22 protein-coding genes are annotated in these 25,937 nt (G+C 44.2%); 9 read left to right on the forward strand and 13 right to left on the reverse strand.

The window, feature by feature from the left end; genetic code table 11:
• Positions 1 to 81 precede the first annotated feature (81 nt).
• On the reverse strand, positions 82 to 540 hold the full coding sequence (locus NIAKO_RS28870) for a hypothetical protein (RefSeq protein ID WP_014222007.1): 459 nt from the start codon (positions 538 to 540) through the stop codon (positions 82 to 84).
• A 172-nt stretch (positions 541 to 712) separates the two neighbouring features.
• Here NIAKO_RS28870 and NIAKO_RS28875 point away from each other — a divergent pair, with 172 nt between their 5' ends.
• The 6 genes from NIAKO_RS28875 (at position 713) to NIAKO_RS28900 (ending at position 7,014) form a co-directional block, all read left to right on the forward strand.
• Positions 713 to 1,300, forward strand: a complete 588-nt coding sequence (locus tag NIAKO_RS28875) for a peptidylprolyl isomerase (RefSeq protein WP_014222008.1) — start codon at positions 713 to 715, stop codon at positions 1,298 to 1,300.
• A 9-nt stretch (positions 1,301 to 1,309) separates the two neighbouring features.
• Entirely contained in the window at positions 1,310 to 1,447 is a 138-nt protein-coding gene (locus tag NIAKO_RS38785; RefSeq protein ID WP_014222009.1) for a hypothetical protein, read from the forward strand.
• On the forward strand, positions 1,444 to 1,713 hold the full coding sequence (locus tag NIAKO_RS28880; RefSeq protein ID WP_049815631.1) for a phytanoyl-CoA dioxygenase family protein: 270 nt from the start codon (positions 1,444 to 1,446) through the stop codon (positions 1,711 to 1,713). Before NIAKO_RS38785 ends, NIAKO_RS28880 begins: the two co-directional genes overlap by 4 nt.
• Positions 1,714 to 2,362: 649 nt before the next feature.
• Positions 2,363 to 2,833: a (2Fe-2S)-binding protein gene (locus NIAKO_RS28890; protein WP_014222011.1), complete on the forward strand. Its 471-nt coding sequence runs from the start codon at positions 2,363 to 2,365 to the stop codon at positions 2,831 to 2,833.
• Positions 2,834 to 2,838: 5 nt separating this feature from the next.
• On the forward strand, positions 2,839 to 5,010 hold the full coding sequence (locus tag NIAKO_RS28895; protein WP_014222012.1) for a xanthine dehydrogenase family protein molybdopterin-binding subunit: 2,172 nt from the start codon (positions 2,839 to 2,841) through the stop codon (positions 5,008 to 5,010).
• 339 nt (positions 5,011 to 5,349) lie between these two features.
• On the forward strand, positions 5,350 to 7,014 hold the full coding sequence (locus NIAKO_RS28900; protein WP_041347437.1) for a DUF2341 domain-containing protein: 1,665 nt from the start codon (positions 5,350 to 5,352) through the stop codon (positions 7,012 to 7,014).
• A 117-nt stretch (positions 7,015 to 7,131) separates the two neighbouring features.
• Here NIAKO_RS28900 and NIAKO_RS28905 read toward each other — a convergent pair whose 3' ends face one another.
• The 12 genes from NIAKO_RS28905 to NIAKO_RS28965 form a co-directional block, all read right to left on the reverse strand.
• Positions 7,132 to 7,797, reverse strand: a complete 666-nt coding sequence (locus NIAKO_RS28905) for an NAD-dependent epimerase/dehydratase family protein (protein ID WP_014222014.1) — start codon at positions 7,795 to 7,797, stop codon at positions 7,132 to 7,134.
• Positions 7,798 to 7,967: 170 nt separating this feature from the next.
• Complete coding sequence (locus NIAKO_RS28910; protein ID WP_014222015.1) at positions 7,968 to 8,996, reverse strand: LLM class flavin-dependent oxidoreductase; 1,029 nt, start codon at positions 8,994 to 8,996, stop codon at positions 7,968 to 7,970.
• A gap of 49 nt (positions 8,997 to 9,045) precedes the next feature.
• Positions 9,046 to 9,987 carry an ADP-ribosylglycohydrolase family protein gene (locus NIAKO_RS28915; protein ID WP_014222016.1) on the reverse strand — a complete coding sequence of 314 codons (942 nt, stop codon included), beginning with the start codon at positions 9,985 to 9,987 and terminating at the stop codon, positions 9,046 to 9,048.
• Positions 9,988 to 9,996: 9 nt separating this feature from the next.
• A complete protein-coding gene (locus NIAKO_RS28920; protein WP_014222017.1) occupies positions 9,997 to 10,536 on the reverse strand; it encodes an RNA 2'-phosphotransferase in 540 nt (179 codons plus the stop codon).
• Positions 10,537 to 10,546: 10 nt separating this feature from the next.
• Positions 10,547 to 11,506 (reverse strand): ADP-ribosylglycohydrolase family protein, encoded by a 960-nt coding sequence (locus tag NIAKO_RS28925; protein WP_014222018.1) that lies wholly within the window; start codon positions 11,504 to 11,506, stop codon positions 10,547 to 10,549.
• Entirely contained in the window at positions 11,506 to 12,057 is a 552-nt protein-coding gene (locus tag NIAKO_RS28930; protein ID WP_014222019.1) for a riboflavin biosynthesis intermediates N-glycosidase, read from the reverse strand. Before NIAKO_RS28930 ends, NIAKO_RS28925 begins: the two co-directional genes overlap by 1 nt.
• A gap of 33 nt (positions 12,058 to 12,090) precedes the next feature.
• Positions 12,091 to 12,933 (reverse strand): TIGR02452 family protein, encoded by an 843-nt coding sequence (locus tag NIAKO_RS28935; protein WP_014222020.1) that lies wholly within the window; start codon positions 12,931 to 12,933, stop codon positions 12,091 to 12,093.
• Between the two features lie 11 nt (positions 12,934 to 12,944).
• Positions 12,945 to 14,384, reverse strand: a complete 1,440-nt coding sequence (locus NIAKO_RS28940) for a nicotinate phosphoribosyltransferase (RefSeq protein ID WP_014222021.1) — start codon at positions 14,382 to 14,384, stop codon at positions 12,945 to 12,947.
• Between the two features lie 18 nt (positions 14,385 to 14,402).
• The gene (locus NIAKO_RS38255; RefSeq protein WP_014222022.1) at positions 14,403 to 15,299 is read right to left on the reverse strand and encodes an NUDIX domain-containing protein; all 897 of its coding nucleotides are present in this window, start codon (positions 15,297 to 15,299) and stop codon (positions 14,403 to 14,405) included.
• 75 nt (positions 15,300 to 15,374) lie between these two features.
• Entirely contained in the window at positions 15,375 to 17,381 is a 2,007-nt protein-coding gene (locus NIAKO_RS28950; protein ID WP_014222023.1) for a WD40/YVTN/BNR-like repeat-containing protein, read from the reverse strand.
• A 92-nt stretch (positions 17,382 to 17,473) separates the two neighbouring features.
• Positions 17,474 to 19,474, reverse strand: a complete 2,001-nt coding sequence (locus NIAKO_RS28955; RefSeq protein ID WP_014222024.1) for a WD40/YVTN/BNR-like repeat-containing protein — start codon at positions 19,472 to 19,474, stop codon at positions 17,474 to 17,476.
• 695 nt (positions 19,475 to 20,169) lie between these two features.
• Positions 20,170 to 20,862 carry an NUDIX hydrolase gene (locus tag NIAKO_RS28965; RefSeq protein ID WP_014222026.1) on the reverse strand — a complete coding sequence of 231 codons (693 nt, stop codon included), beginning with the start codon at positions 20,860 to 20,862 and terminating at the stop codon, positions 20,170 to 20,172.
• Between the two features lie 76 nt (positions 20,863 to 20,938).
• Between NIAKO_RS28965 and NIAKO_RS28970 the strand changes: the two genes are divergently transcribed.
• Genes NIAKO_RS28970 through NIAKO_RS28980 form a run of 3 tightly spaced genes read left to right on the forward strand, consistent with a single transcriptional unit; the run spans position 20,939 to position 25,782 of the window.
• Positions 20,939 to 22,531, forward strand: coding sequence for a class I SAM-dependent methyltransferase (locus NIAKO_RS28970; protein WP_014222027.1), 1,593 nt, complete (start codon positions 20,939 to 20,941; stop codon positions 22,529 to 22,531).
• Positions 22,532 to 22,574: 43 nt separating this feature from the next.
• Complete coding sequence (locus NIAKO_RS28975) at positions 22,575 to 23,588, forward strand: hypothetical protein (RefSeq protein ID WP_014222028.1); 1,014 nt, start codon at positions 22,575 to 22,577, stop codon at positions 23,586 to 23,588.
• On the forward strand, positions 23,545 to 25,782 hold the full coding sequence (locus NIAKO_RS28980) for a hypothetical protein (RefSeq protein ID WP_014222029.1): 2,238 nt from the start codon (positions 23,545 to 23,547) through the stop codon (positions 25,780 to 25,782). Before NIAKO_RS28975 ends, NIAKO_RS28980 begins: the two co-directional genes overlap by 44 nt.
• The last annotated feature ends 155 nt before the right edge of the window (positions 25,783 to 25,937 follow it).

Below are 25,937 nucleotides of genomic sequence, written 5' to 3' on the forward strand. Positions count from 1 at the left end.
AAAATAATAAGAGCCATTCCGGTATTAGCGGGATGGCTCTTCTCTTTATAACCCTTCAAAATAGTACGGAATTGAACCCAATTAGTATCTACTGAACTTGTAACGGCCAATAGTGTGGTTGTTATAATTAGTTGCTACAAAAGAGTTGGGATAAATTGCTACGTTATCAAATGCCATATCAATCACATCATCTCCTTTATAGTTTGATACGTGGATCTGCATATTCTGATGTGAATTGGTATAGTAAATACCTGATTCGTCATAGTATCCGCCTGTAGCGGCATTCATGCTCCAGGTACCCTTAAGGGTAGCACCATTTTCAACATAGGTGGCTTGTCCATTGCTATAAAAAGTAAACACCCCGTTTTCCACACCGGTGCTCACAGAAGTCCAACCATAGGCATCTTTTTCAGCAGCATCAGTAAGCACCCATGAACCGGTAATGGTAGGTTGTATATCTACAATAACTCCAACCTTAGTACAACTGGCAAATGAAGTAATGGCAATCAATAAGACGGTTAAGCGTAAATAAGATTTCATGACCTGGTGTTTTAAAGTGAACAAAAAGTGGTCATCTATAAGAAGGTGTACTGTTCTTACAGTTTACTCGTGGTTTAGTAAAACAGTTCATTTGGGAGATCGTTAACAGCGGGTTATTATTTCTTTAACAATCAGCCTATAAACTCTATATTGCATTGTTAAAAATGCATCGATGCGCAACCAATATCTGTTCATTTTAGCCATCAGCTTATTGATGGGAGCCTGTTCGCCAAAGTATAAAAACCCGCATATTGAGATCCAGACCAGCAAGGGTGAGATAGAACTGGAATTGTATCCCGATCAGGCGCCTAAAACAGTACAGGCCTTTCTTGCTTATATTAAAAAGGGGTACTACAAAAACAGTTCATTTTATCGCGTGCTGAATGACGACAACCAGCCTTCGAATGCCGATAAGGCCGAACTGATCCAGGGCGGCATGTATAAATCGATGTTTAAAGTGCATGATACTTTAACCGGTATACCACACGAGAGCACATTACAAACACATCTCCTGCATAAAAAAGGTACTATTTCTTTGGCGCGGTTAGCTCCTGGCACCGCCACCAGCGAATTCTTTATTTGCTTAAGCGATCAACCCGGTTTTGATTATGGCGGCGAGAACAATCCCGATAAACAGGGCTACGCCGCCTTTGGTAAAGTGATAAAAGGCATGGACATTGTGACAAAGATCTACAACCAAAACGAAGACAACCAGTCGTTCGACCCGCCTGTGCCTATCTATAATATTATTCAGTTGTAAAAACGGAGCATGGATTCATTACAGTCATCAGGCTATGCGGTCATCAACGACGTATTTACCGCAGAAGAAATAACAGCCATTCTTGATACCATCAATAAGTTCGACACCTCCACCTCGACGATACCAATAAAAACAATGGCGCCTTGAAAATAGTAACCGGTTCACACCGGAAAGGCATTTACCGGCCTGAAACCATTGACTGGAGCAAAGAAAAAGAAGTGGTTTGCAGTGTGCCCCGCGGTGGTATTATGATCATGCAGCCGCTGTTATTACACGCCAGCAACCGTACCGTGAACAATACTAAAAGAAGGGTTATTCACCTTGAGCTCAGCGACTGCCAATTACCAGGCGGTTTGCAATGGGCCGAATACCTGGCCCTGAATAATTTCCCCATACAAAAAATAAATATTTAAGGAAAGAACCCTCAAAAGCTTGCACTATTAAAATTTGCTTGCCAAATTTGTATGGTACATAGCACCTATTATTTCCCTGCACATTTATTACCCCTAACACGAATTCCAATTTCCTTACGTCACCTGACACTTTAATCAATTCCAATTATCGCTGGGATTAACCAATGTATTGGTATGTTATCAGTATGCACTGATAAGCAATTCCGTATTCGTATTCATTCATTATAAAATCAACGGTACCATATGAAACTCTTCTACCTGCTATTGGAATTGACATGCATTGTCATTACTAGTGTAATAAGCGCAGTATTGTATTTAAAAGGCGAGGTTAATTTATCGAGCCTGTTAATTTTCACCTCCCTGGTTTCACTCACTTTATGGGTAAAATCGAACGGATTACTGCAAGACAAAAAAATAACCAACGATGCGAGCCCGCAAGAAGCTCACTGAGAAGGTGCGCACAATAGCCTTTACCATCTAATCAATTCATTGAACATTCATTACCGGCCATGCTTTAGCCCTGTACGTGTTGCAGCTACAGGCGCTAAAGCCGGTAATATTTTAATGTCTGTTTAATACTACCCGCTGTAACATTCCCCGCGCCATCACGACCTACTCCATTTAAGGTTAATTTCCTTAACTTATAGGTATGAACACCACCATTCAATTAAACGTGAACGGCCAAAAGCATACGCTACAGGTGGATGCGGCAACTCCATTGCTGTATGTTTTACGGAACCAGCTGCAATTGAACGGCCCTAAATATGGTTGTGGGTTGCAGCAATGCGGCGCCTGTATGGTACTGCTCAATGGCAAAGCCGAACCAAGTTGTATGTTACCGGCAGCTGCAGCGCAGGACAAAACAATTGTAACGCTGGAAGGGCTGGTGCAGAAAGACAACACGCTGCATCCCGTACAGGAAGCATTTGTACAGGAGCAGGCGGCCCAATGCGGATATTGTTTGAATGGCATGGTGATCTCAGCGGTAGCGCTCCTTAACGAGCAACCACACCCCAGCGACGCCGACATCCGCACCGGGTTGCAACGATCACTTTGCCGTTGCGGCACGCAAAGCCGGATCATAAAAGCAGTAAAACGGGCAGCAGCCGCAAAACGGTAAAGGCTATGAACAGAAGAAATTTTTTAAAGAATACAGGTTGCCTGGCCATTGGGTTTAGTTTGAACCCTTCTTTCATGGATCTCCCTTCTCCTATGGTACAGGAGTTACCCGAAAGCCTGAGAAGAAATCCCAACATCAATGCCTGGCTGGAAGTGCTCGCCAACGGACAGATCCGCATTTTTACCGGTAAGCTGGAACTGGGCCAGGGCATACGCACCGCAATTGCCCAGGTAGCAGCAGAAGAACTGGACCACGATGTAAATAAAGTAGAAGTAATACTGGCCGATACAGCCCGAACTCCCGACGAAGGTTATACAGCAGGCAGCGGGTCAATAGAACAAAGCGCGATGGCCGTTCGCTTTGCAGCCGCAGCCGCCCGGCAAAAACTACTGGAGCTGACGGCGCAACAACTCAACACTCCTGTTGAACAGTTAACCATCAAAGAAGGAAAGATCAGTACTGTTTCGGGCAACCAGACCGTTACTTTTAACCAGCTGTTAAACGGTAAACAAATAACTGATAAAGTACAGGCGCCAGTTACCTTAAAACCCAAAGAAAAATATACGCTGGTAGGCAAGGCTATCCCCCGTAGCGATATCGCTCGCATGGTGCGGGGCGAACAGCATTATATCCAGGACCTGCGTTTCCCGGGAATGGTATATGCCAGTATAGTACGGCCACCCGCCTATGCAGCTACATTACAGCAGCTGGATGAAAAAGGATTAATGAAAGCCTTTCCGGGTGTATTAAAAACGGTAGTGAACGGCAGTTTTGCAGGCATCATAGCCCGGGAAGAATACCAGGCCATACAGGCACAACGCTGGTTGCAACAACACAGCAAATGGTCGGCCGGTGCACAATTACCTGCAGGAACTGACCTTCCAGCCTTTTTAAAAACCTTACCTGCACAAACCGAACAGGTACACGAAACCGGAACTATTGCAGCTGACAATGCAGGCTGGATAAAAGCGAAGTACTTCAGACCTTATTTGATGCATGGTTCCATTGGTCCCTCCTGCGCCATAGCTCTCTATGAGGATCAACAACTACACGTATGGTCGCATTCGCAGGGGATCTTTCCTTTACGCAGTGCACTGGCCAAAATGCTGAAGATACCTGAAGAACAAATACATGTTACCGGCATGCCCGGTTCTGGTTGTTATGGCCATAATGGCGCCGATGATGTGGCGGCAGATGTGGCAATGCTTGCCATGGTCTATCCCGGTAAACACATCCGTTTACAATGGACACGGGGCGATGAACATGGTTGGGAACCTTTTGGCAGCGCTATGGTAATGGAAGTAGCAGCGGTGTTGGACGGGGCAGGGAAGATCAACAGCTGGCAATACGAATTGTGGAGCGACACCCACAGCATTCGACCCGGCGGTGCGCCCAACAACCTGCTGGCAGCGCAGTATATGGAAAACTCTTTGACAGAAAAGCCGGGTTACCCCGCTGGCGCTTATAGAAATTCCGAACCCTATTACACCATTCCTAACCAACGGGTGAATGCGCATATTTTCAATGGCCCTATACGCACTTCGGCCTTACGCAGCCTGGGCGCCTATGGGAATATTTTTGCCATTGAATGCTTCATGGATGAGCTGGCAGAAAAAGCAGGGAAAGACCCTTTCACGTTTCGCCTGCAACATTTACAGGACGAGCGCGCCATTGCGGTGCTCAGCAAATTGCAGGAGCTGATCGCTTCTATACAACCTCCCGCCAATAGTGGTATAGGCATTGCTTTCTCCCGGTATAAAAACAACGCTTCGTATTGTGCCGTGGCAGCCCAGGTAACGGTTCATCCCAAAGAAAACAATATCGAAGTAAAAAAGATGTGGGCAGTCATTGATTCCGGCGAGGTTATTAATATCGATGGCCTGAAGAACCAAACCGAAGGCGGACTGATACAATCTGCCAGCTGGACCATTATGGAACAGGTTCAGTTTGATGCGCAACGCATCACCAGCCGCGACTGGTTCAGCTATCCTATAATGCGTTTTAGCCAGGTGCCCGAAGTAGAAGTAGTGGTGTTGGATAAACCCACCGAAAAGGCCATGGGAGCCGGAGAAGCGGCCCAGGGGCCGGCTGCAGCTGCCCTTGCCAATGCAGTATATAAGGCATGTGGTCAAAGGATCAGGCATTTGCCTTTACTGAAAGGAATGCATAAAATTTGAATATATTAATTGTGTATATAACAACACATTTCACATATACAAGATTATATATACTATCACATACCGCTAATAATTAATGCGTTATAGAATAAAACCCCTACCCTGATATAGACGTTGACATTTATCAAATAATACAGGTTTGCCCTTACATTTCTTTTCCACTCATGCAATTTTTTTGCAATCGATGCGGTTATAACTTAAGACTTCGCCAGCCCCGATACAAGTGAATCCGTAACAAGCAGAAGTTAATTTAATGGTTAAGGTATGATACAATTCAAAGTAACGAATAGCACTTTGAAGAAGGGATTCTTCTGTCTACTCGTGCCAACAACGCTGCTTTTGAATACCCGGCTAACTGCACAACCTGCGGGGTATACTTATGGTAAAGCCATCACGCTCAAGGGTTCCCAGATCACGGGAGCATTAAGCAATTTTCCGGTATTGATCAGTTTTACTGATCCTGCATTAAAAACTACCGCATTCGCTGGCGGCCGGCTTCAAAATGCAAATGGATATGATGTTATATTCACCTTGCAGGATTGCAGTACTGTTTTACCCATGCAACTGGAAAAATATACCGCGTCCACAGGTGAGTATGTGGCATGGGTAAAGTTGCCGGCACTTGCTGCCGCTACTAACAAGGTAATACATATGTACTATGGGAAAACAGGTGTAGTGGCCGATCCTTCTTCTACCGCGGTTTGGGATGCCAATTATATGGGTGTATGGCATTTTAATAACAGTGTCAACGATGGCACCTCCAACGCCAGGAACCTGACCAATACCGGCACCACCAACCTTCTTAGTACCAGCGGCACCAGTAAGATCGGTGATAGCCGGCGGTTAGATAATACTCCATTTGCGCAATCAAGCTCCGGCACCATCAAGTACCTGCAATTACCAACCGGCATGTTTACCGGGGTAACCAATTTTACGTTTGAAGGCTGGGTATATCTTGAAACGGTAGCTACCAGTTGGGAACGCGTTTTTGATTTTGGGAGAAACACTCAATTCAATATGTTCCTTACAACCAGTATGGGTACCGGAACCGGCGCAGCAGGCATAAAACGTTTTGCCATCACCATCAATAACAGCGGTAGTGAAGAACGATTGTCTTCCACTACTTCAACCGGTACCGCCGCCTGGCACCATTTTGCTGTTACCATCAATGCAGGAACTACTACCGGGGTCTTATATTATGATGGGGTGGCTGATGTTACTAACACCGTTACCCTTACACCCAATAGCCTCGGCACTAACAATGCGAATTATTTTGGCCGGTCACAATATGGCACTGATGAGGGATTATATGGCACCTTTGATGAGTTCAGGGTATCGAACAGTACCCGTAGCGCCGCGTGGATCTCCACTTCCTACAATAATCAAAACAACCCGGCAGGCTTTTACACCGTAACCGCTGAGCTAACAGCAGCGGCTTTATGCAGTACCCTGCCCATTAAAATAAGCAGCTTTGCAGCTTCACCAAATGCCAACGGTACAGCTACTATTAGCTGGACGGCAGAGCAGGAAAATGCCGGAGATAAATATATTCTCGAAAGATCGGCCAATGGCAGTAACTGGGAAACTGTTAAAACCATCAATGCTACCGGTAATGCCGGCCCGCAAAAATATACCACCCAGGACCTGAACCCGATCTACCCCGTAACTTATTACCGGATACAACAAGTGGAAGCCAATAACACGATCACTTATACGCAAATAATATCGGTGAAACTAAATGGGGATGCGTTTAACAACAATGGTTTTATGGTGAGTCCTAACCCAGCCCGGCAGCAGCTCCAGCTTGCTTTCCCCGGCAATGTATTACCGCAACAAACACGGGTGGAATTGATAAGTTATATGGGCGTAAAAGTTCCCGTTCAACCAGCGTTCAATGGAAATATAATTTCTTTACACCTGCCTCAATTGGCAAACGGAGTTTATTTCCTGAACGTGTATCTCAACAACATTAAACACACTCAAAAAATACTGATTACCCAATAAGAAATTTTGTTCAACTAAACACTCCACCTGAGAAACCCCTAATCACTGTGAAACTGCAATCAAGAAAAAACAAAAAGCAGCAATGCTTTTTTTATCCCGCCCAGGCGGGATTTTTTATTACGCGGTATGAGCAAGTTTGATAATATCCTTTACTTCCAGGATTTGCTTTTCATATCCTTTTAAGGTCACGTTTATCATAGCCCAGCCTACCTCCTGTAAAGTAGATACCTTACCAGGAAACAACACCTTAAATACAGGATACAACCAGCCCAGGAATTTATAGCCCTTTAAGATATGTTTCAATCCTTTGGTTGGACGCATAAAACCCGGTCTGAACATATAAGCCGCCTTGAAGGAGAGACGCATGAGGTCATTTTCAGTTTGTCCTTTTACGCGGGCCCACATCATTTTACCATGTTCCGTACTATCGGTACCGGAACCAGACACATAGCAAAAGGTCATGCCCGGATTTTGATCGGCCAGGATGGTTGCCATATGCATGGTAAGGTCATAAGTAACATGATGATAGTCCTTTTCATTCATCCCAATAGACGAGGCTCCCAGGCAAAAGTAGCAGGCGTTATAGCCCTTCAACTGATCTTTAATAGCCGTTAGGTCATAAAAATCAGGATGTATTATCTCTTTTAATTTTGGATGCGTGTAACCGGCTGTTCTACGGCCTACTATCACCACTTCTTCTACATCAGGGTGCAACAGGCATTCATGTAAAACCCCTTCCCCTACCATTCCCGATGCGCCTGTTATAATTGCTTTAATTTTCATATATAAACTAATACGACTAGATTGATAAAACAGTCTGTGAAACCGTTTTGTTTGGGCTTAAAAATAATACGTGATTGCAGAATTGGCAATGCTTCTGCAAATTATATAACATAAAAAAGCTGCCCGTTAAAGGCAGCTAATCTTGTTCTGTAAATACTATGCCAGTAATATTACGCCTGCTTGTTATTCGTATTGGCAGTTAGATTAAATAGCTTAGCTAATAATTCATAGCTGCTAAAACGGTCTTTCTGGCTTTCTGTAAATGTGGAAAGAATAACTTCATTCACTTCCATTTCTGCCGCCAGGGAGGTAATTTTTTCTTTTACAATATCCGGAGTACCTACAACAGTACGCTGCCTGTTAAACAATACCCGTTGCCATTCCCCCTCCGTGTATTTATATTTACTGGCTGCTTCATATGTGGGGATCTCATCATACCGGCCTTTCTCAAAACTCAATAAGCGATAATCCATAACGGCCTGAACCTGCGCTGCTTTTTGTTCATCTTCAGAACAGAAAGCAAATACCCCCACACTTGCTTTGGGCGCTTTCAACTGTGCCGATGGTTTGAACCGTTGTTTATAAATAGCCATGGCTTCTTTACCACCAACAGGATTGATGAATTGCGCAAAACTCAGGGCCATACCGCTATGGGCTGCCAGGTAAGCGCTTTCGCCACTGCTTGTGAGCATCCACATTTCGGGCACCGTATCAATTTGCGGGATGGCCCGTACTTTACCCTGGATGTTATTGTAATTGGGATTGTCGGTTAAGAAGTCATGCAGATCACTGATCTGCTGAATATATTCCTGCGGGTCGAATGTATTGGAAGGATTTAATAACTGTGCCGTGATGCGGTCGCCACCAGGCGCCCGGCCCACACCGAGATCGATCCGGTTTGGATACAGCGCTTCCAGCAATTTGAAATTCTCCGCCACCTTTAACGTGCTGTGATTGGGTAACATAATACCGCCTGATCCCAAACGGATGCGTTTGCTTTCCGATGCCAGGCGCGCAATCAGGATCTCAGGCGCAGCCCCGGCCAGTGTAATAGTATTATGGTGTTCACTTAACCAGTAGCGGGTATAGCCCCATTCATCTGCCTTGCGAACCAGCTCGATAGATTCCTGCAAAGCCTCAGCTGCATTGCTTCCCCGGCGAATGGGGGTTTGATCAAGGATACTTAATTGTAAAGACATTCATTAGTAACAGGCGAAGGAGGAAAAGGTTTAATGGCCTGGTAAAATGCTACAGACCCATGGCTTTCGCCAGGCGATCGCACAGGTCATTTATGTCATTGCTTCGTTTAACTCCTTTGCGCCATTTTTCGGGAATGGAATCAAACCCATAATACAAACCTGCCAGTCCGCCGGTAACTGCCCCGGAAGTATCTGCATCGTTACCCAGGTTAACGGCCATCAGCGTGGCATCCTTGTAATTGCCGGTATTCAAAAAACAATACATGGAAGCCTGCAGGGTATTCATCACATAACCCCAGGAAGGAATGGATTCTACCTCTTTTTTTGAAATATCTTCTTTTAATAAAGCCGTAAATTCCTCCACTTCACTTCTTGCAATTTGTCTTTTTACGATGTGCTCATAAACCGTTTTGGCGGTATTGGCGTAAGCTGTATACTTATCACTGCCTTTCAACAATTCCAGCGCATACTCCAGGTAATAGAAGCAGGCAATCACCGAGCGGATATGTCCATGCGTCATGGAGGAAACATCTTTAATGATGTCATACCTTTTCTCCAGGTCAAAATCACGGATGTAAAACAACAAAGGCATGATGCGCATTAAAGACCCATTGCCATTAGCGCCTTCTTCAAAATCACCTGCCAGGTAAGGTTTACACCCTCTTCGCAACCGGTCGATGGCCCTGCTGGTTGTCATGCCAACATCAAACACTTCGTTGCCTGCCGTCCAGTAGTTTTCATCGTACCACCTAACAAAACGTTTGCCGGCATCGCTCAGGTCGTAACCAAGGCATAATGATTCAGCCAGGCAGAATGTGAGTGAGCTGTCATCTGAAAAAGTACCCGGTGGTTGTCTGTGGCTTTTAAAACCTATGAAGTCAGTTACAGGATCCTGCTGCAATACACGACGTTCTTTAAACTCAGCCGGTACGCCTAATGCATCGCCAATAGCCACTCCAAATAAAGCCCCATGAACAGGATTCGTTGTCATACGTTGTTTTTAGAATTCAATAAATTCAGCCGGCACATGATCGGTTAGCCAAACCCCATTGGCCGACAGGTAAAAAACAAAGCCCTTTTCATACATAGCCAGGGCCTGAATAACCAGCACTACCGGTTTGCCATGTCGCCCGCCTACGTTTTTGGCGGTCCCTTCTTCTGCTGACAAATGCAGATGCTGCCGCTCCATTCTAACCAATCCCTTCTCTTTAATAATGGGCAGGTTGGTAATTGCCGTACCATGATACAGGATCGCTGGTGGCGCCTGCGGTGGCAGATTCAGGTCTACTTCTATAGTATGTCCCTGACTGGCACGAATGCGGGTTTTATCTTCGTTAAAAGCAAACCGCTTTTTATCATTTGTTTCTACTACTGTATCCAGCATGGGAAAGTCAAGACGAATACCTTTCTTATTAATTTTCTCAATCAGTTCTGCTACATCGGCCCATCCTTCTTCGTCGAGGGTAAGGCCTATCTGCTCTGGTCCATGCCGTAGCACCAGGCTCAAAAATTTACTTATGTGTTTTAGTTGTTTTTCCATAAACTTCACTTTACAGACCTATTGCTTTCGATAACCGGTCGCAGAGGTCTCTTATTTCATTGCTTCTTTGTACCTGTTCGATCCATTTTTCAGGGATGGAGTCAAACCCGTAATATAAACCAGCCAACCCGCCTGTTACCGCTGCAGTGGTATCGGCATCATCACCCAGGTTCACGGCCGTTAATACGGCTTCTTTGTAATTGTTTGTTTTCATAAAACAATACATAGCGGCCTGAATGGTGTGCCGGGCATGGTGAATGGTGTTAATTGAATCTTCGCTACGACTTGTAATATCCTCACCGATCAATGGCTTCAATACCTCCTTATCATTCTGACCAATATCGAGGTGCGCAATAAATGCTGACACATTTTTCGCGACATTGGCATAAGCCGTTTGCTTATCACTTCCATTCAATAATTCCAGGGCAAACTCCAGGAAATAAAAACAAGACAGTATTGTTTGATAACTTCCATGGGTTATACAGGCAACTTCCTTAACTAACTCATAGCGCGTTTGTAGAGGATAATCCCGGATATAAAACAGCAAAGGCAGCATGCGCATCAATGAGCCATTGCCGGTGCAATTCACATCATAATTACCTGACTCCTTCGGGGATACACCATCCCGTAACCGGCTAATGGAGTCTTCGGTTGATTTACCAACCCCAAACACGGTCCCCCCGGCTGTCCAGTAACCTTCAAAAAAATAGCTCACAAACCGCGCTGCTATATCATCCAGGTTGTACCCATGGCATAATGACTCGGCCAGGCAAAACGTGAGGGAACTATCGTCGGAGAAAGTACCCAGTGGCTGATTATGCCCTTTATAGTCATCAGGCCCATTATAGTTAGTGAAATCCATAACAGGATTTTGTTTCAATACGTCCCGCTTTATCATTTCAACTGGTACACCTAGTGCATCGCCAATAGCCAGTCCGAATAAAGCGCCGTGAACAGGGTATGGTTTCATTAATTTGCTTTTAATTTATCGCGTGCTTCCATCAGGGCAAAACCCAGCCAGTTTTTTCCCCGCCAGGTATGCGGGTTCTGGGCTTTTGCATTATCCTGACCCAGGCCTATACCCCAGATGCAGTCACGCGGACTTGCTTCTACTATTATTGTGTTGCCGGTAGTCATCAGGAAGTTCTTCATTGCTTCATGCTGTGAGAACTTATGCACGTTGCCTTCCACCACAATATGATAAGCTTTCGCATCCCATATTGTTTTATCAAAATTGCGAACGGTTCTTCCCAATGCTTTTGCGGTGCCTGGTTTTGGCGTTTTCAGAATTTCAGCCAATGCTGCTGAATCTTTAAACAACCTGGCTTTTTCCGCCATCATCCAGTGCTCTGCCGTTGGGTATACAATGCCCTCTACCGTAAAGGCTGCAGAAAACCACTGGCTCAAACAGGATTTATCCGTTGCCCCGGGAATTTTGGGTGTATGACCCCAGAAGAAATAGTACTTCACTTCTGTTCCTTTTGCTATTTGTTCTTTTAACCAGTCTATTGAATATTTCATCTTATTTCATTTACAGATCATATACCGTTACAGCTATTCCTTTGGCTGCCAGTTAAATCTTCTTCTGAACGGCTCTATCATTTCCTCTTTATTTGTTTTCACTGCAAACACTACCCGTTGAAACTGGTTGGCGAATTTTCCGGTAAGCGCCTCCAGGAACAATTGGGAAATGTCTGCCGGGTTATTCCTGAATACGCCACAACCCCAGGCGCCCAGCACCAGTGTGGTGTGTTGCTTGTTCAAGCAAAGCGCTAACAGTTTTTCAATCCGTACGCGCATCACGGCAATTATCTTATCGGCTTTACCATCTTCATCGCGCATGATAACACCTGCATTCACAGCCGGCGAGGTAATTATAGTTACACATACCGGTTCATTCAGCGTCTGCCCGTCCTCATCTTTTATAATGGGCACTGCCGGGGAATAGATCATCGTATCGGAATACAAACCCGTATCCAACTTTCTGTGATAGGTGTAATACCCTTCCATCGCAGTCAACAAACTGGGATACAAACCACTTGCCCGGGCTATACATTCTTCCTGGGCCAGCGCACCACCGAGAAAGCCACCTCCCGGATTTTTTGCGGAAGCGAAGTTCAACGCCATTACATCATGCACCCCTTCACTTACCAGGCGGCGGGCTGCGTCGCACGTGGTTTCATTGGTTACTTCGTATTGGGTTTGAAAGCTGTTTTCTTTTTTTGTGTTGTTCAACAGCGTTTCCAACGCTTCAGGTTTGAACAACTGTGTGTTATCTACTGCGTTCTTTTGGATAAGCGTCAGGTCTACTTTTTCGCCCTGGCTATTATTGTAAAATCCTTTCTCCAGAATCTCCAGTGTATCTTTTGCGATTTCAATTCTTCTGCTTTGTCTCATAATTTCTTTTTTTACGATATCAGTTGCACCGCCGTAACAACCGCCCTTTCCTTTATCTCTTCAAAACTGCTGGTGTTCATGATGGCACCATTCTCAAACACCGTTATCATCTGGTCCTCATATCCGGTGGGGGTTTCTTTTCTTACGGTTTGAAAGCCTTCATCGGTGCGAATTAATTTTAATTGTCCGGCTTTTGATTTTTTAAATGATTGTACCAGTTTGCCATGGGTATCCAGTTCCACCGGGTGTTTCTGTACATCTACTGGTTTACCATTTATTTCGGCATAAGAGCATTTAAAGGCAAATTTTTGTGTATCACGATCTACCTTTTGTAATAAGGCGCCACCCATACCCAGCACCAGGTTTTCGGCACTGATGCCATTTACTTTCAACGCGCCATAAATGCTGCGGATGGCCGGTACGTTTACTCCATCACCCTGGATCACGCGTACCTGTGGGGGTAATACTTTATACCCCTTTTTATTGATGGTATAGCCGAATTTGGTAAATAAAATATCAAACACTCTCAGCAGGGTGAAAACAGGGTCGCCGCTATCCGGACGAATTACCAATACTCCATCCCTGCTTAATACCAGGTCTTTTAATTCTGTTCCCCAGTATTCGCTGCAGGCCCTGAAGATGTCGAACGAGTCAGATACACAGGCTACCACCCCGGTGGGGAAAGTTTTTAAAATGTGTTTGAATACTTCCAGCTCGCCTTCTTCGCCTAACAGGGTACAAACCGAGTGCTCGGTAGCCGGTACTGACAAGCCATATACTTTTTGTGCATCGTAATACCTTTTTGCCATCATACTCCCCATCAGGGTATCACTGCCCCTGAAGCTGATCAGGTGAGCCGCGCCACCTAAGCCAGCACTTTCAACAGAGCTTACCCCGCGGAAACCAAAGTCGTTCAACACAAAGTCAATGCCTGCTTTTGATTCTTCTGAAGCGGTTTCTTCAAAATATTCCTCTACGATCTTTCTTACCTCGCGCGATACAGTTGCCACTGTACAGGGGTACCAAACCTGCATCAACAGGGTTTCTAAAAAGTTCGATAACCAGAAACATTCAGGGTCGGTATTCTCGATGGTCATCAGCACATTGTTAACGGGTACTACCGTTCCTTCGGGTACTGCTTTTATGCGAACCGGTAACCGGCCATTGTATTTTTCCAGGATGTAATCGAACTTACTGCGATCGAATACATCGGTCCTTCCAAATACCTGGGTTAAAAATTCTTCTGCTTCATCGATCTTTTCTTTGGTGATCACCTGGCCTTCCAGGTAATATTTCAGAAAATATTGCAACCCAAAGAAGGTGGTTTCATCAAATTGTCCACCCCGGCTTTCGAGATAAGAATAGATCTTAGTGGTTCCGGGATAGTATAATTTATGGTGAGAATATTTATAAGCGTCGGCGAGTAATACAAAGTTCTCTTGCGTTTTCATATGATGTTCAGTTTAAAATTATCCTTTTAAATTGCTTAATAATAAATTTACCAGTACGTGGTGTTCTTTTACAATGGCTCCCTGCTGCATCATTGCCTGCAATTCCTTTACCGGGAACCAGCCCAGCTCTTTCAGGTCGTCGTTTGCTTTTGCATGTCCAAACACCCATTGGGTTTTAAAGAACAGCGTCATGATCTTATCTTCTTCAGAACGATAGCGCCAGTCGTCTATTTTGGCAGAACCCACATATTGCATGGCATTTATTTCCAGGTCACCGCATTCTTCCTGTAATTCCCGGCGGGCTGCGGTTTCATAATTATCGTCTGTAGGGTCAGTAAATCCACCAGGAAAACGCCATTCGGGCGCGTTGTGCTTTTTCCCTAACAATACCTGGGTATCATTTTCTTTCAGGACAGCTATATCAACTGTAGGATAAACTTTTGAATAGGTATTCTGAAAGGCATAATTGATGCCCATCCTGAAATCGACAGAATCAAGCACTTTATCGCTGTTCTCATTGCGGATGGCCGTGGCTGAATGCTCGCCAAATTCAGGCAGGGCGACTGTTTGTAAATGTCCCTTATAATAAGGCATAAAGCTATCGCGGCTTCCGTACAGGATAAACGGTTCTGAAGGGAAGGTATTTTGTAACAGGGTGTCCAGGTTTTTGCTCCAGGTTTCATCGGAAGGGTGATCGCTCAGGGGTAAGACCATCAGTTCGGGGGCATACTGTTTTAACAATCTTTCCCGGGTATAAAAATCGAATGGGTTGCGACGGCTGCCTTTTACGGGGGATACGCCCAGTACGATTACTATTTTATTGTGTTTCGAGCGAATTTCGTCGATTAAATATTTATGACCTTCATGGAGGTACGGGGTCTGAAAACGTGCGATAATAACACCAGTTGCTTTCATTTTGCGTTATTTATACGCAAATTTATGTCGCAGAACTGGAATATCCAAATTTTGCGTAATAATCACGCAAAATAATTATTCCCCCCTTTCCCAGTGATGATAGAGTACCCTTACAAGCCCCTGGATCAGCCTTGCCCTGTTCTCTTCTTTCAGGAAACCGGGGTATACATCTTTTATGAATTGCCTTATTTCATAAGCCGTACTAACTGAATATAAATCATTCAGCTTTACCTGCCAGGGACAATAAAATCCGTTGGAATAATATTCTTCATTATTAAATTTCAACTCTTCCCCATTGCTATTCACGAATTTAATGTCATACCAATTGTGAATGGTGCTTGAGTTCTCTTGCATAAGAAAATACCAGTTCGTTAATTCCGGGCTCATTGTTTTAACGCTGTCAACCAGGGCCATCAGTTTGGTGAAATCCGGATTTTCAATTTCCCATCTGGGATACTCTTCTTCCTTACCAGCCTCGTACGTGGATTTAAACTTCAAAATGCTACGCTTACAGGAGTCATAGTCCTCACGGGTAAACCCGAGTTCATCAGCTCTTACCTGCTTTGAATAAATAGCAGGTATTTTTTGTACAAATCCGGTTACTTTACGCTGGTCTATACTATCCGGATAATCCTTTGCAAAACGCTCCCCCGCAGAACCACTCCCGTACCTGTTGGACATTACAAATTGGTTATCGTAAAGGGTATAGACCATACTTTCTTCACCAACTCTGGCACAACTTCCATAGCCTCTTGTAAAAATTATTTTTTGGATCCCAATTGAGCTAAAATCCCGGATCACTTTTGCCCCGTTCAATTTCCATAGTCTTTTACCTAGAATATTGTAATAAAATACCGAGTCGCCGCGGCTGAACAAAATAACATCAGTATTCTTCACTGCTAAAGACCCGCCGTCTGTTGAAAAGGGTAAAGTAAATGCATACTCCCATTTTTGTTCACGCTTTGTATAAACCACATTTCCAATATTGCCCATCACGCACCCGTAATATTTATAATTATAACCGAACTTAACTGGCTCACCGGTTGCCGCTTCATCGGTATATAAAGGCGTTTCAACAAGCTGGTTACTGTTATTTACCTGCCATAATTTATTTCTTCCCAACACATATAAGCAGCCATTTTTACAAGTGATAAAATAAGGGTGGCTGATACTGTCATATGATATTACAGGATGCAGTTCATTATCACACTTTACAATACTTCCATTGTTATGATAAAAAAACAAAGCGCTGTTCTCAGGATCGGTATAAAAACCTTTATACTCCGGCAGCCGTTTCCATTGTATCTTATGGATATCTGAATAATATACCTGGTTCTCCTGCTGTACCAGCAGGTAGTTTTTAAAAATAGCCACCTGATTGATAGGCACTGCCATACTATCCTCTTTATTGGATTCATTTATCCGGATATGTATTCCCTGGCTGTATGGGGTTGGAATTATCGTCCAGCTTTTACAATTATCATTCGTATACGCCAGTTTATTCCGCCGTGATCCTATAATGCCTGCACTTTTGTTGAAAAAGATTCTTGAAAAAGACTGATAACTGTCCGCACTATCATAAGGAACGGTAAGCTGCTTCCAGGTAAAACCATAATCTTTTGTATAGGCAAGATCTTTGTCTCGAATGCTTAGCCACGCTTCGCCGTTATCGAGGAAGGAAGCGGCATCTATGGGCCCCTCGGACCCAAATTTCACCAACTGCCAGTTTTTACCCCCATCTGTTGTATGGTAAATTTCATCTGACCTATTATGGCTATTATATACTACTCCCGAAACAAATGCGGTATCTGCGTTAAAGTAACAGATGTTAAATATTCTAACCTTATCACTAGGTCCCTTAACAGCTTCATCAACATAGGTTGTATGCCAGCTCCCGTTTGCCTGGTCGGCGAATGCAACTTCTCCAGCCACAGTAGTTATGGCCAGCTGCCCGTTTTTATTAGCCGCCAGCGCATAATGATGATCAGAAAATTTCAATAAAGACTTCCCATTCGTTTGGGCAAATGAAGGATTCAACAGGAAGATAAATGCGATCAATAAGGGTAATACAGGGGCTTTCATACAATGGATTAGATGGAACAACTGGTAAAATACATCACCTGCGTCTATCCATCAAGTAGCCGGGGTTATTTTTTTATCGCCAGGTATAACAATTAGTTATCCAAAGCTTCGTCCTCATACACAAACTTCACCAATTCCTGCAGGAGGTCTACTTTTTCATTATTCTTAAGAAAATTGGGAAATACATCGTTGAGAAACCTGTTAATTTCAATAGCGGCACAATCTGCATGCAGCCCATTTAATTCAAGCCACCAGGCAAAAAAGTAGGGCTGCCTGCCTTCATAATAAAGATAATGGATCAGCAATGCTTTACCTTCCCCATTTATCAATTCAATATTTATATAATCTTCATCGGTGCTGGCATAATTATGCCTGTGCAAAAAATCATTCATGGCAGCCGGAGAGATCTTTCCAATACGATCTACCAGCGATAAAAGCTTTGAAAAATCAAGATTATTGATATTAAAGGAAAAAGGACAGTTCCGTAATTCTTTTTCACTTTTGTTACTATCAAGCATGGCCTTAAACTGCAGGATATGCTTTTTGCAGGAATCATAGTCCGCCGGCGTAAATCCGAGCTCATCAAAGCTTAGCTGCTTTTGATAAAGTTCCGGAATTTGTTCTCCGAATGTTGTTACTTTCTGGTAACTAAGTGTATCAGGTATTTCCTTAGGCATCAGGATGCCATTGAGGGCAGCAGTATCTAATCTGGTCCTTACAAACTTTCCGTTTATACTTTCAAACTCAATCACATTCCAATACCTGTAAAAATCACCGCTGCTACCTTTTGAGAAAATTATCTTTTTAAGTCCGGCTTTGGAAAAATCGGCTATCATTTTCTTCCTTTCTCTTTTCTCTACCTGCCCATCTTTTATTGAATAATAAAACACAGAATCGTTGCTTCGGTTAACGAACAAAATAGTGTCGTAACCTTTCATTTGTAAATAACCACTATCTGTTGCAAACGGCAGGGTAAACGCATATCGCCATTTACCATTGCGGCTCTCCTGCAAATAGATCTTATTGCCGGCTGCACCAATGCTTCCATGCCCGGTGTGCCCGAAGTTGTGCGCCACTATTCCCGTGGTATCATTTGTGTAAGCAGGGAATGTCATCAGCTGATTGCCGGCAGTTATTTGTGTAAGCTCGTTTATATGGAAACTAAACAACTTACCATTTCTACAAAATTTCTTATTAAAGGCGCCGTCAAAGGTGGCTACCGGTTTTAGCTTGCTGTCACATTTAATAAACTTGCCCCGCCTTGTTTCAAAAAAGAGCGCACGATTATACGGATCGGTATAAAAGTCGCTATAGCCCGGCATGTAAACCCAATTGATTTTATCTTTCCGTGAATAAAACACCATGTACTCCTGGCAAACCAACAGGTAGTCACGAAAAATAGCTACCCCGTCTAAATAAGGTTCGCGCATGAAGGCAGTCTTTTTATACTTTCCCTGGTTGAGCGGGGTTGTAAGGCTGATCCAGGTTTTACCATTATCTTTTGTGTAAGCCAGTCCGTTTGTACCTCCTGCAACCAGCCCTTCCCGTTTATTGTTAAAGTAAATGGAATGAAAACGTTGCCCATTAAAAGGAAAGGGAAGTAAGTTCCAGCTGAGGCCATAATCCCTTGTATAAGCGATCCCTTTTTCATCTACGCTCAGCCAGGCTTCGCCATTATCGAGAAAAGTGGCATCGTACACCCATCCATTCAACCCAAATTTTATGGGCGCCCAGCTTTTACCTCCATCTGTAGTGCGATAAATAAGGTCCAGCCTATCATCATCGCCACTTATTCTCCCCGAAACAAATGCCGTATCAGCGTTAAAGTAACAGGTATGATATATTCTTATTTTGGAATTGGGGGCGCCATCGGGCAGTGCGCTAATATGCGTTTTGCGCCAGATCCCATTTACCGAGTCGGCAAATGCAATTTCACCGTCAGGCGTTGTTAGAACCAGCTGATTATTTTTATTGACAACCAGATTATAACCATATCCTGAAAAATTTATCAGCGCTTTGCCGGCAGGTTGGGCAAACGAAAGATGGAAGTGGAAGCTAAAAGCAAATAAAAGGAGAAATACGGGGACTCTCATACGATGCTTTATGATAGGATGCTGAAGTAATATACTTTACATAATTTTCTGAGTTCAAATAACCGGCGAAAAATGGCTATTTCTTTAAGGTAATCAAAAATCCTGGCAGGGATCCTAAATCCCTGGAAGGGAATTACTTTTCCTTGTGGGTTATCCGAAAGCCCATTAGGAATTCCCTTTTCCCGATAAGAAAAGGGAATTCCCAATGGGAAAAGAAAAAACCTGATGGGTAATATCTTTTCCCGGTGGGAAACGTCAAATCCCGGTGGGAATTATCTTTTCCCACCAGGCATTCCCAAAACCCACTGGGAATTTGCAATTCCTGCCAGGTGTTGGGAGCTAATTCAATATTGGGGCAGGCAATTTGAACATGGGCGCCTCTAATTTGAGTAATGAGACCTTAAAACAGAACGAGGACAGTCCCAATATGAATGAAGAAGCCCTCAAACTGAATGAAGACAGCTCTAATTTTAACAATAGGGCCTTAAAACTAAATGATGGTGCCTTTAATATAATTAATGAAGGCTTTAAATATGAATACTGCCCGGCAAAATTGATCATGGGGCCGTAACCCTGAATTAACGGACTTTAAACCTGACCAATAAGGTTATGAACCTGATATATGAAGAAGAAGAATTGAAATACAGAGGTATTGAAAATGATACTTGTTCAATAAAAATGATCTGCCCAGGCTGCTATATCTCAAAATTAATACCCTCTTTCACCAGTTCCTGGTAACGCTTCTTATTAAACTGGTACATTTTGCTGGGACGGCCCTTTCCTTCGCTCTTCGCATACTCGTTTGTTTCATCAAGTATGCCCAGGGCCAGCATTTTTTTGGAGAAATTGCGGCGGTCTATGTCGCGGTCTAACAATGTGATGTAAAGCTTTTCCAGATCGGAGAACGGAAATTTTCGATCGAGCAGTTCAAACCCGATTGGCTGGTAGCGGATCTTGGTGCGCACCCGCTCAATGGCCAGGTGCAGGATCTTTTTATGGTCGAAGGCCAGGGAAGGCAGGTTCTTAAAATTGAACCATTGCGCATTCTCGGCATCGGTACTGGCCTTTAGCTGTTGAAACTGTGCGCTTTTTACCAGGGCAAAATAAGCGATGGAAATTACCCGTTTGCGGGGGTCGCGGTCAGGTTCGCCAAAAGTGTACAATTGTTCCAGGTAATTCACCTCAATGCCGGTTTCCTCCATCAGTTCGCGGCGTACCGCCTCTTCCAGCGACTCATCGGGCAGCACAAAGCCTCCCGGTATAGCCCACATATTTTTAAATGGGGGGTATTTCCGTTGAATAAGCAGAATGGATACGCCCTCGTTTTTGGAATACCCGAATACGATGGCGTCCACTGCAACTTTGATCTCTGAACCGGATACTGACATGGGCTGCAATATAAAACTTTCGGTGGTAGTACCAAGCTATCCGGGTCAAACTGTATCTTTAACGCAAATCAGTTTCATGTACCTGTTGATTCCCGGTCGCCACCAGCTCCTTACCCAATTTCAGTTCCGGTATATTCAGGGTCTTATTAAAAACGGGCTGAAAAACGAAAAGGATGTATTTGGTAATCCTGTTGGCGGCAACCCCAAAATTGAGGCGGTATTATTTGCCGTTACGTCGGCCAACCACTCCAATACCCGCCGTAACCCCCTACCATTTTACCTGCGCGCCATCACCATCGAGGCCTTTGGCAATGAGCTTAGCGTTCCTACTTATATGTACGGGATTGACGATGTTGGGTATGTTCCCAATTTTGCCGAGTACACGCTCAAACGCATTCAGCACGACAGCGAGGGTCAGTTTCATTGCACCCCGGATAATACCATCGTTATTTGTTCCACGCCGGTGCTGAACATGTATCACCAGCTTGGCTTTACCATTCTGCCGGCCGAGTTACAGAATATGGCTACCTGGCAGCACCATACGCCCCTTCCCTGGGATGTAGTAGAGCAGATCGCCAAAAGCAGCCAATGGCAAACAGACCCATTCGTACAACAACATATGCACCCTTCGGCCTATAATGTCTGGCTGAAATACAAACGGGGCGAGAAGGTTCAAATGCTGTTCAGGGATGCCATGATCAGCAGCGACGGCGATTTAACCGAAACCCGTGACTACAATGTTTACGTACGGCAAATGGATGACATTGCCGAAATGAAATACCACGATACGGCTCAGTTTATTCAACCCGGCCGCATTGGCGATATTGGCTGTGCCGTGGGTTCGTGGATAAAACTGGCTTGTAAAGATGAACGCCTGCGCGAATCGGACTTTTATGGCATCGAGGTTTCGCGGTATCTATATGTGCTTTGCCAGCAACGGAAAGAAAACGGCGAATTTGTAAACCCGTTTGTTTTTTTCGCCCAGAAAAATGCGGTGACCGGGCTGGTGTTTGAACCCAACAGTATGAACACCATTCATACTTCTTCGCTTACCCATGAAATTGAATCGTATGGCAGCCGCGCCGATCTTATACAATTTATCCAGAACCGGTATGCAGAGCTGGCGCCCGGCGGCGTTTGGATCAACCGCGATGTGGTGGGCCCTGAAAATAAAGATCAAACCATTTATTTATGGTTGAACGATACCGATGGCAGTAACGATGACCCTTATAAAGTAATGGAAGATAAAGTTGAATTCTCCCACTACCTCACCGGGCTCTCCACTTATGCACGGTTCCTGCGTTTTGCCCGCGATTTCAGGCATAAAGAAGGGTATGTGTTGAATTACTCCACCACCAGCATCAACAATAAAAATTACATAATTACCAGTTTGCACGATGCTATGGAATTTCTTAGCCGGAAAGATTATACCGACAACTGGCAAAGTGAAATGCATGAAACTTTTTGCTTCTGGGATTTTTCTGAATGGAAAGCACATCTGCAGCAGGCGGGTTTTACCATTCACCCTTCCTCGAAGGCTTTTACCAATGACTGGATCGTGAACAACCGCTGGAAAGGAAAAACCGAATTATTCACCCTGAATAACAACGAACTGGTTCCATTAGATTACCCAGTAACCACCATGTTTTTGATTGGGGTAAAAGCGTAACCCGTCTTACCTTCGGCCTGTTATTACTTAATCCCAATTGTTAATGAAAAAGTATCGGTGGTCTGGTTTGTTTCTATGTTGGTTACTGGCAGCCTGCCTGCAACGGCCTCAACGACCGGTCGCCTTTTATTACTGGAAAACTCAATTCTCGCTAAACGGGTACGAACGGGAGATCTTACAGGAGAATAAGGCACAAACCCTGTATGTACGTTACTTTGATGTAGATTTTAAACCGGAAGAAGATCAGCCTGTACCGGTTTCGCCTGTTCAATTAGATACAACCATCCACCACTTCAGGGTAATACCGGTTATTTTTATAAAGAACCGCACTTTTGAAAGGCTGCAGGCCGCTGACATTCCAGACCTGGCCCAAAAAGTAGCAACCCTTATTGCAGGCATCAACAAAAGTCAACATGTACTCACCCATGAAGTACAGTTCGATTGTGACTGGACGGAAACCACCCGTGCTAATTACTTTCAGTTCATTCAACAATACCGGAACCTTACCCATCAACCGCTCTCTGCAACCATCCGTTTACACCAGGTGAAATATAAAGAAAGAACGGGTATCCCACCCGTTGACCGGGGCGTACTAATGTATTACAACATGGGCGCCATCAACGGTGATAACAATAATTCTATTTACGAAAGGTCCATTGCCAACAGGTATAATGCCTGTATAAAATCATATCCCCTGTTCCTGGATGTTGCGCTGCCGGTGTTTTCCTGGGCACTTCAAATTCGCAATGGCAAAGTGGTTGCGCTGTTGAATAAAATTACCCTCACGCAATTTGGTTATGATTCTAATTTTGTTATAACGGGCAGTGGCCGGTACCTCGCAAAAAACGCCTGCTTTAAGAATGGTTATTATTTTCAGCAGGATGATGAAATAAAACCCGAACGGGTCTCAGCCGATGATCTGCTGGAGATAACCAATCAAATAAATCAATATACAAACCGCCGTATAGGCAAAATAATATTTTACGATCTGGATAGCACTAACCTCGTTCATTATGAAAAAGATATTTTCAAAAAAGTTAGCAATAACCTTAATTAGTTCCCTTACTGTTGGCACCGGCATTGTACTGGCCTGTGCAGGCGATTGGGAAGAAGATGGCAGCGCATCGAATTTTACCCCGGACGCTTTTGTAGACAGCAGCTACAGGCCGTTCTTTTATTCCAACATGAATTTTTATTACGGCATCGGGCACGATACGCAGCACGATACCCGGTTCAACGAATCAAACGTAAATGACTGGGGCACGTATTTAGGCAGCGCTGCTCCGCGTACAGAACTGGAACAGTTATTACGTACGGCAACAGAGGGAGCAATTGACAGTGCTGCTGGTTATACAGCAGGCAAAGTAAAATCACTCCCTTCCAGTATGCAATCGTTCCAGTTGTTTAAAAGGGCTGATAAAAAAACGATTGACTTCCTCACTTATTTATCGCTGGCCAAGAAAAGCGAAGTATTTGCAGTGAACAACCTGGACTATGAATGGGATTATGATTCAAAGAAAAAAAATCCCTATTATAATGCCAAACCGTTAAACACCAAATTGCTGCAGGAATTTACCAAAGCAACCGACCCCTTTTTAAAACAGCGCTACTGGTTCCAGCTGGAGCGTTCTTATTTCTTTAATGACTCAGCAAAGGCGATCCTCTTTTTCGAGACCAATGAAAAAGCTTTCCCTAAAAATGAATTGTATTACCGTACCATGGCCTATGCGGCCGGGGCCTATTATAAATCAAAAAACTACAGCAAGGCCAACTATTATTACAGCAAAGTATACGACGGTTCCAATGCGCTGAAGACAGTGGCCCACTACAGCTTTCATCCCCAGGAAGAGAATGACTGGAAGGCAACCCTGGCGCTGTGTGCCAATAACGACGAAAAAGCAACGCTGTGGCAGATGCTGGGTATTTTTTATGGCGATCAAAAACGCGCCATGCAAGAGATCTATACATTAAACCCCGCCAGTGAAAAACTAAACCTGCTGCTGGCAAGAGCCGTCAACAATGTGGAGGAAAGTTTTATTTCGTATAGTTATAATTCGGCTACTTCCTTCGCCGCAAGGAATGACACCGCGCACACCGAATTGTATGCTTTGATTAACCGGATTGCACAGGCCGGCAACACCAGCCAGCCTGCTATGTGGAATATGGCTTCGGGTTACCTGTATATGCTGAACGGTAACACCCAAAAGGCAGCCGCTGCTTATGCCCAGACAGAAAAAAAGCCCTCCAAAGAAAAAGCAGCCCGGGAGCAATTGCGGTTATTGAAATTAATGAATACGATCGCCGGCACCACCAAAGCCGATAGCAAACTGGAAAAAGCCATTTCGCCCGACTTGGAATGGTTAACGAATGACAAATCAAAAATTGAAGTAAGAACCGGAGCTGCAACAAACTGGATAAAGCAAATTTTATGTAACCGCTATAAACAACAACAGGAACTGGTTAAAGCCGCCTGCTTTAATAACTATAAAGAGTTTTATGAAGAGGAGAAAAACATAGAAGCGATGAAAAGCTTCTTAAGCAAGCCCGATAAAACGCCTTACGAAGCTTTAACCGCCAAACAGTATCCGTTAACGGTAAATGATCTGCTCGAATACCAGGCCATCAAATTAACCTATAAAGAGAATTTAACCGAGGCCATTGGAAAAATGGAAACAGCAGCGTCCAAGGATGTATTACCCGGCAATCCCTTTACCGGGCGGTTGCAGGATTGCCATGATTGCGACCACGAAGCGCCGCAAAAGATAAAATATACCAAACTGGCATTGCTTAAAAAAATGAAGGAAATGACCGACAAAGTAAATGCCGGTACCGATGTTTACACCAATGCCATGTTGCTGGCCAATGCTTATTACAATATTACCTGGTATGGCAATGCGCGCGCATTTTATGACTGTAAAGTGGATGGTCCGTTTTACTACTCCGTTAATTTTTATGAAAACGCTCCCAGCAGTATGGAGCTGGCCTCTAAATATTATACACTGGGCTTACAATCTGCTAAAACTGACGAGCAAAAAGCAAAATGCCATTTCATGCTGGCCAAATGTGAGCGTAACAAATACTATGATGAAAAGATCTTCAGCAATAAAGATTACCGGGATGGCGATCATGGCAACCAACCCGACTTTTTAGCCTGGAACGGTTTTGTATCATTAAAACAATACGCCAATACCCAGTTTTATAAAGAAGCGATCAAAGAGTGCGGTTATTTTAGAACGTATACGCGGAAGTAAATATGGAAATCAGACTGTTTATCCCCTCCACCGGAGGGGCCGCGGTGGGCAGAACATAAGTAAAGACAAATGGGGTGGGTTTTCTCATATCGAAAACCCACCCCTTCCCCTCCCAGGAGGGGATTCCTCCCAAGGGAGCATTCTACCCAGGAGGG

This window comes from Niastella koreensis GR20-10, from assembly GCF_000246855.1.
Classification (GTDB): Bacteria; Bacteroidota; Bacteroidia; order Chitinophagales; family Chitinophagaceae; genus Niastella; species Niastella koreensis.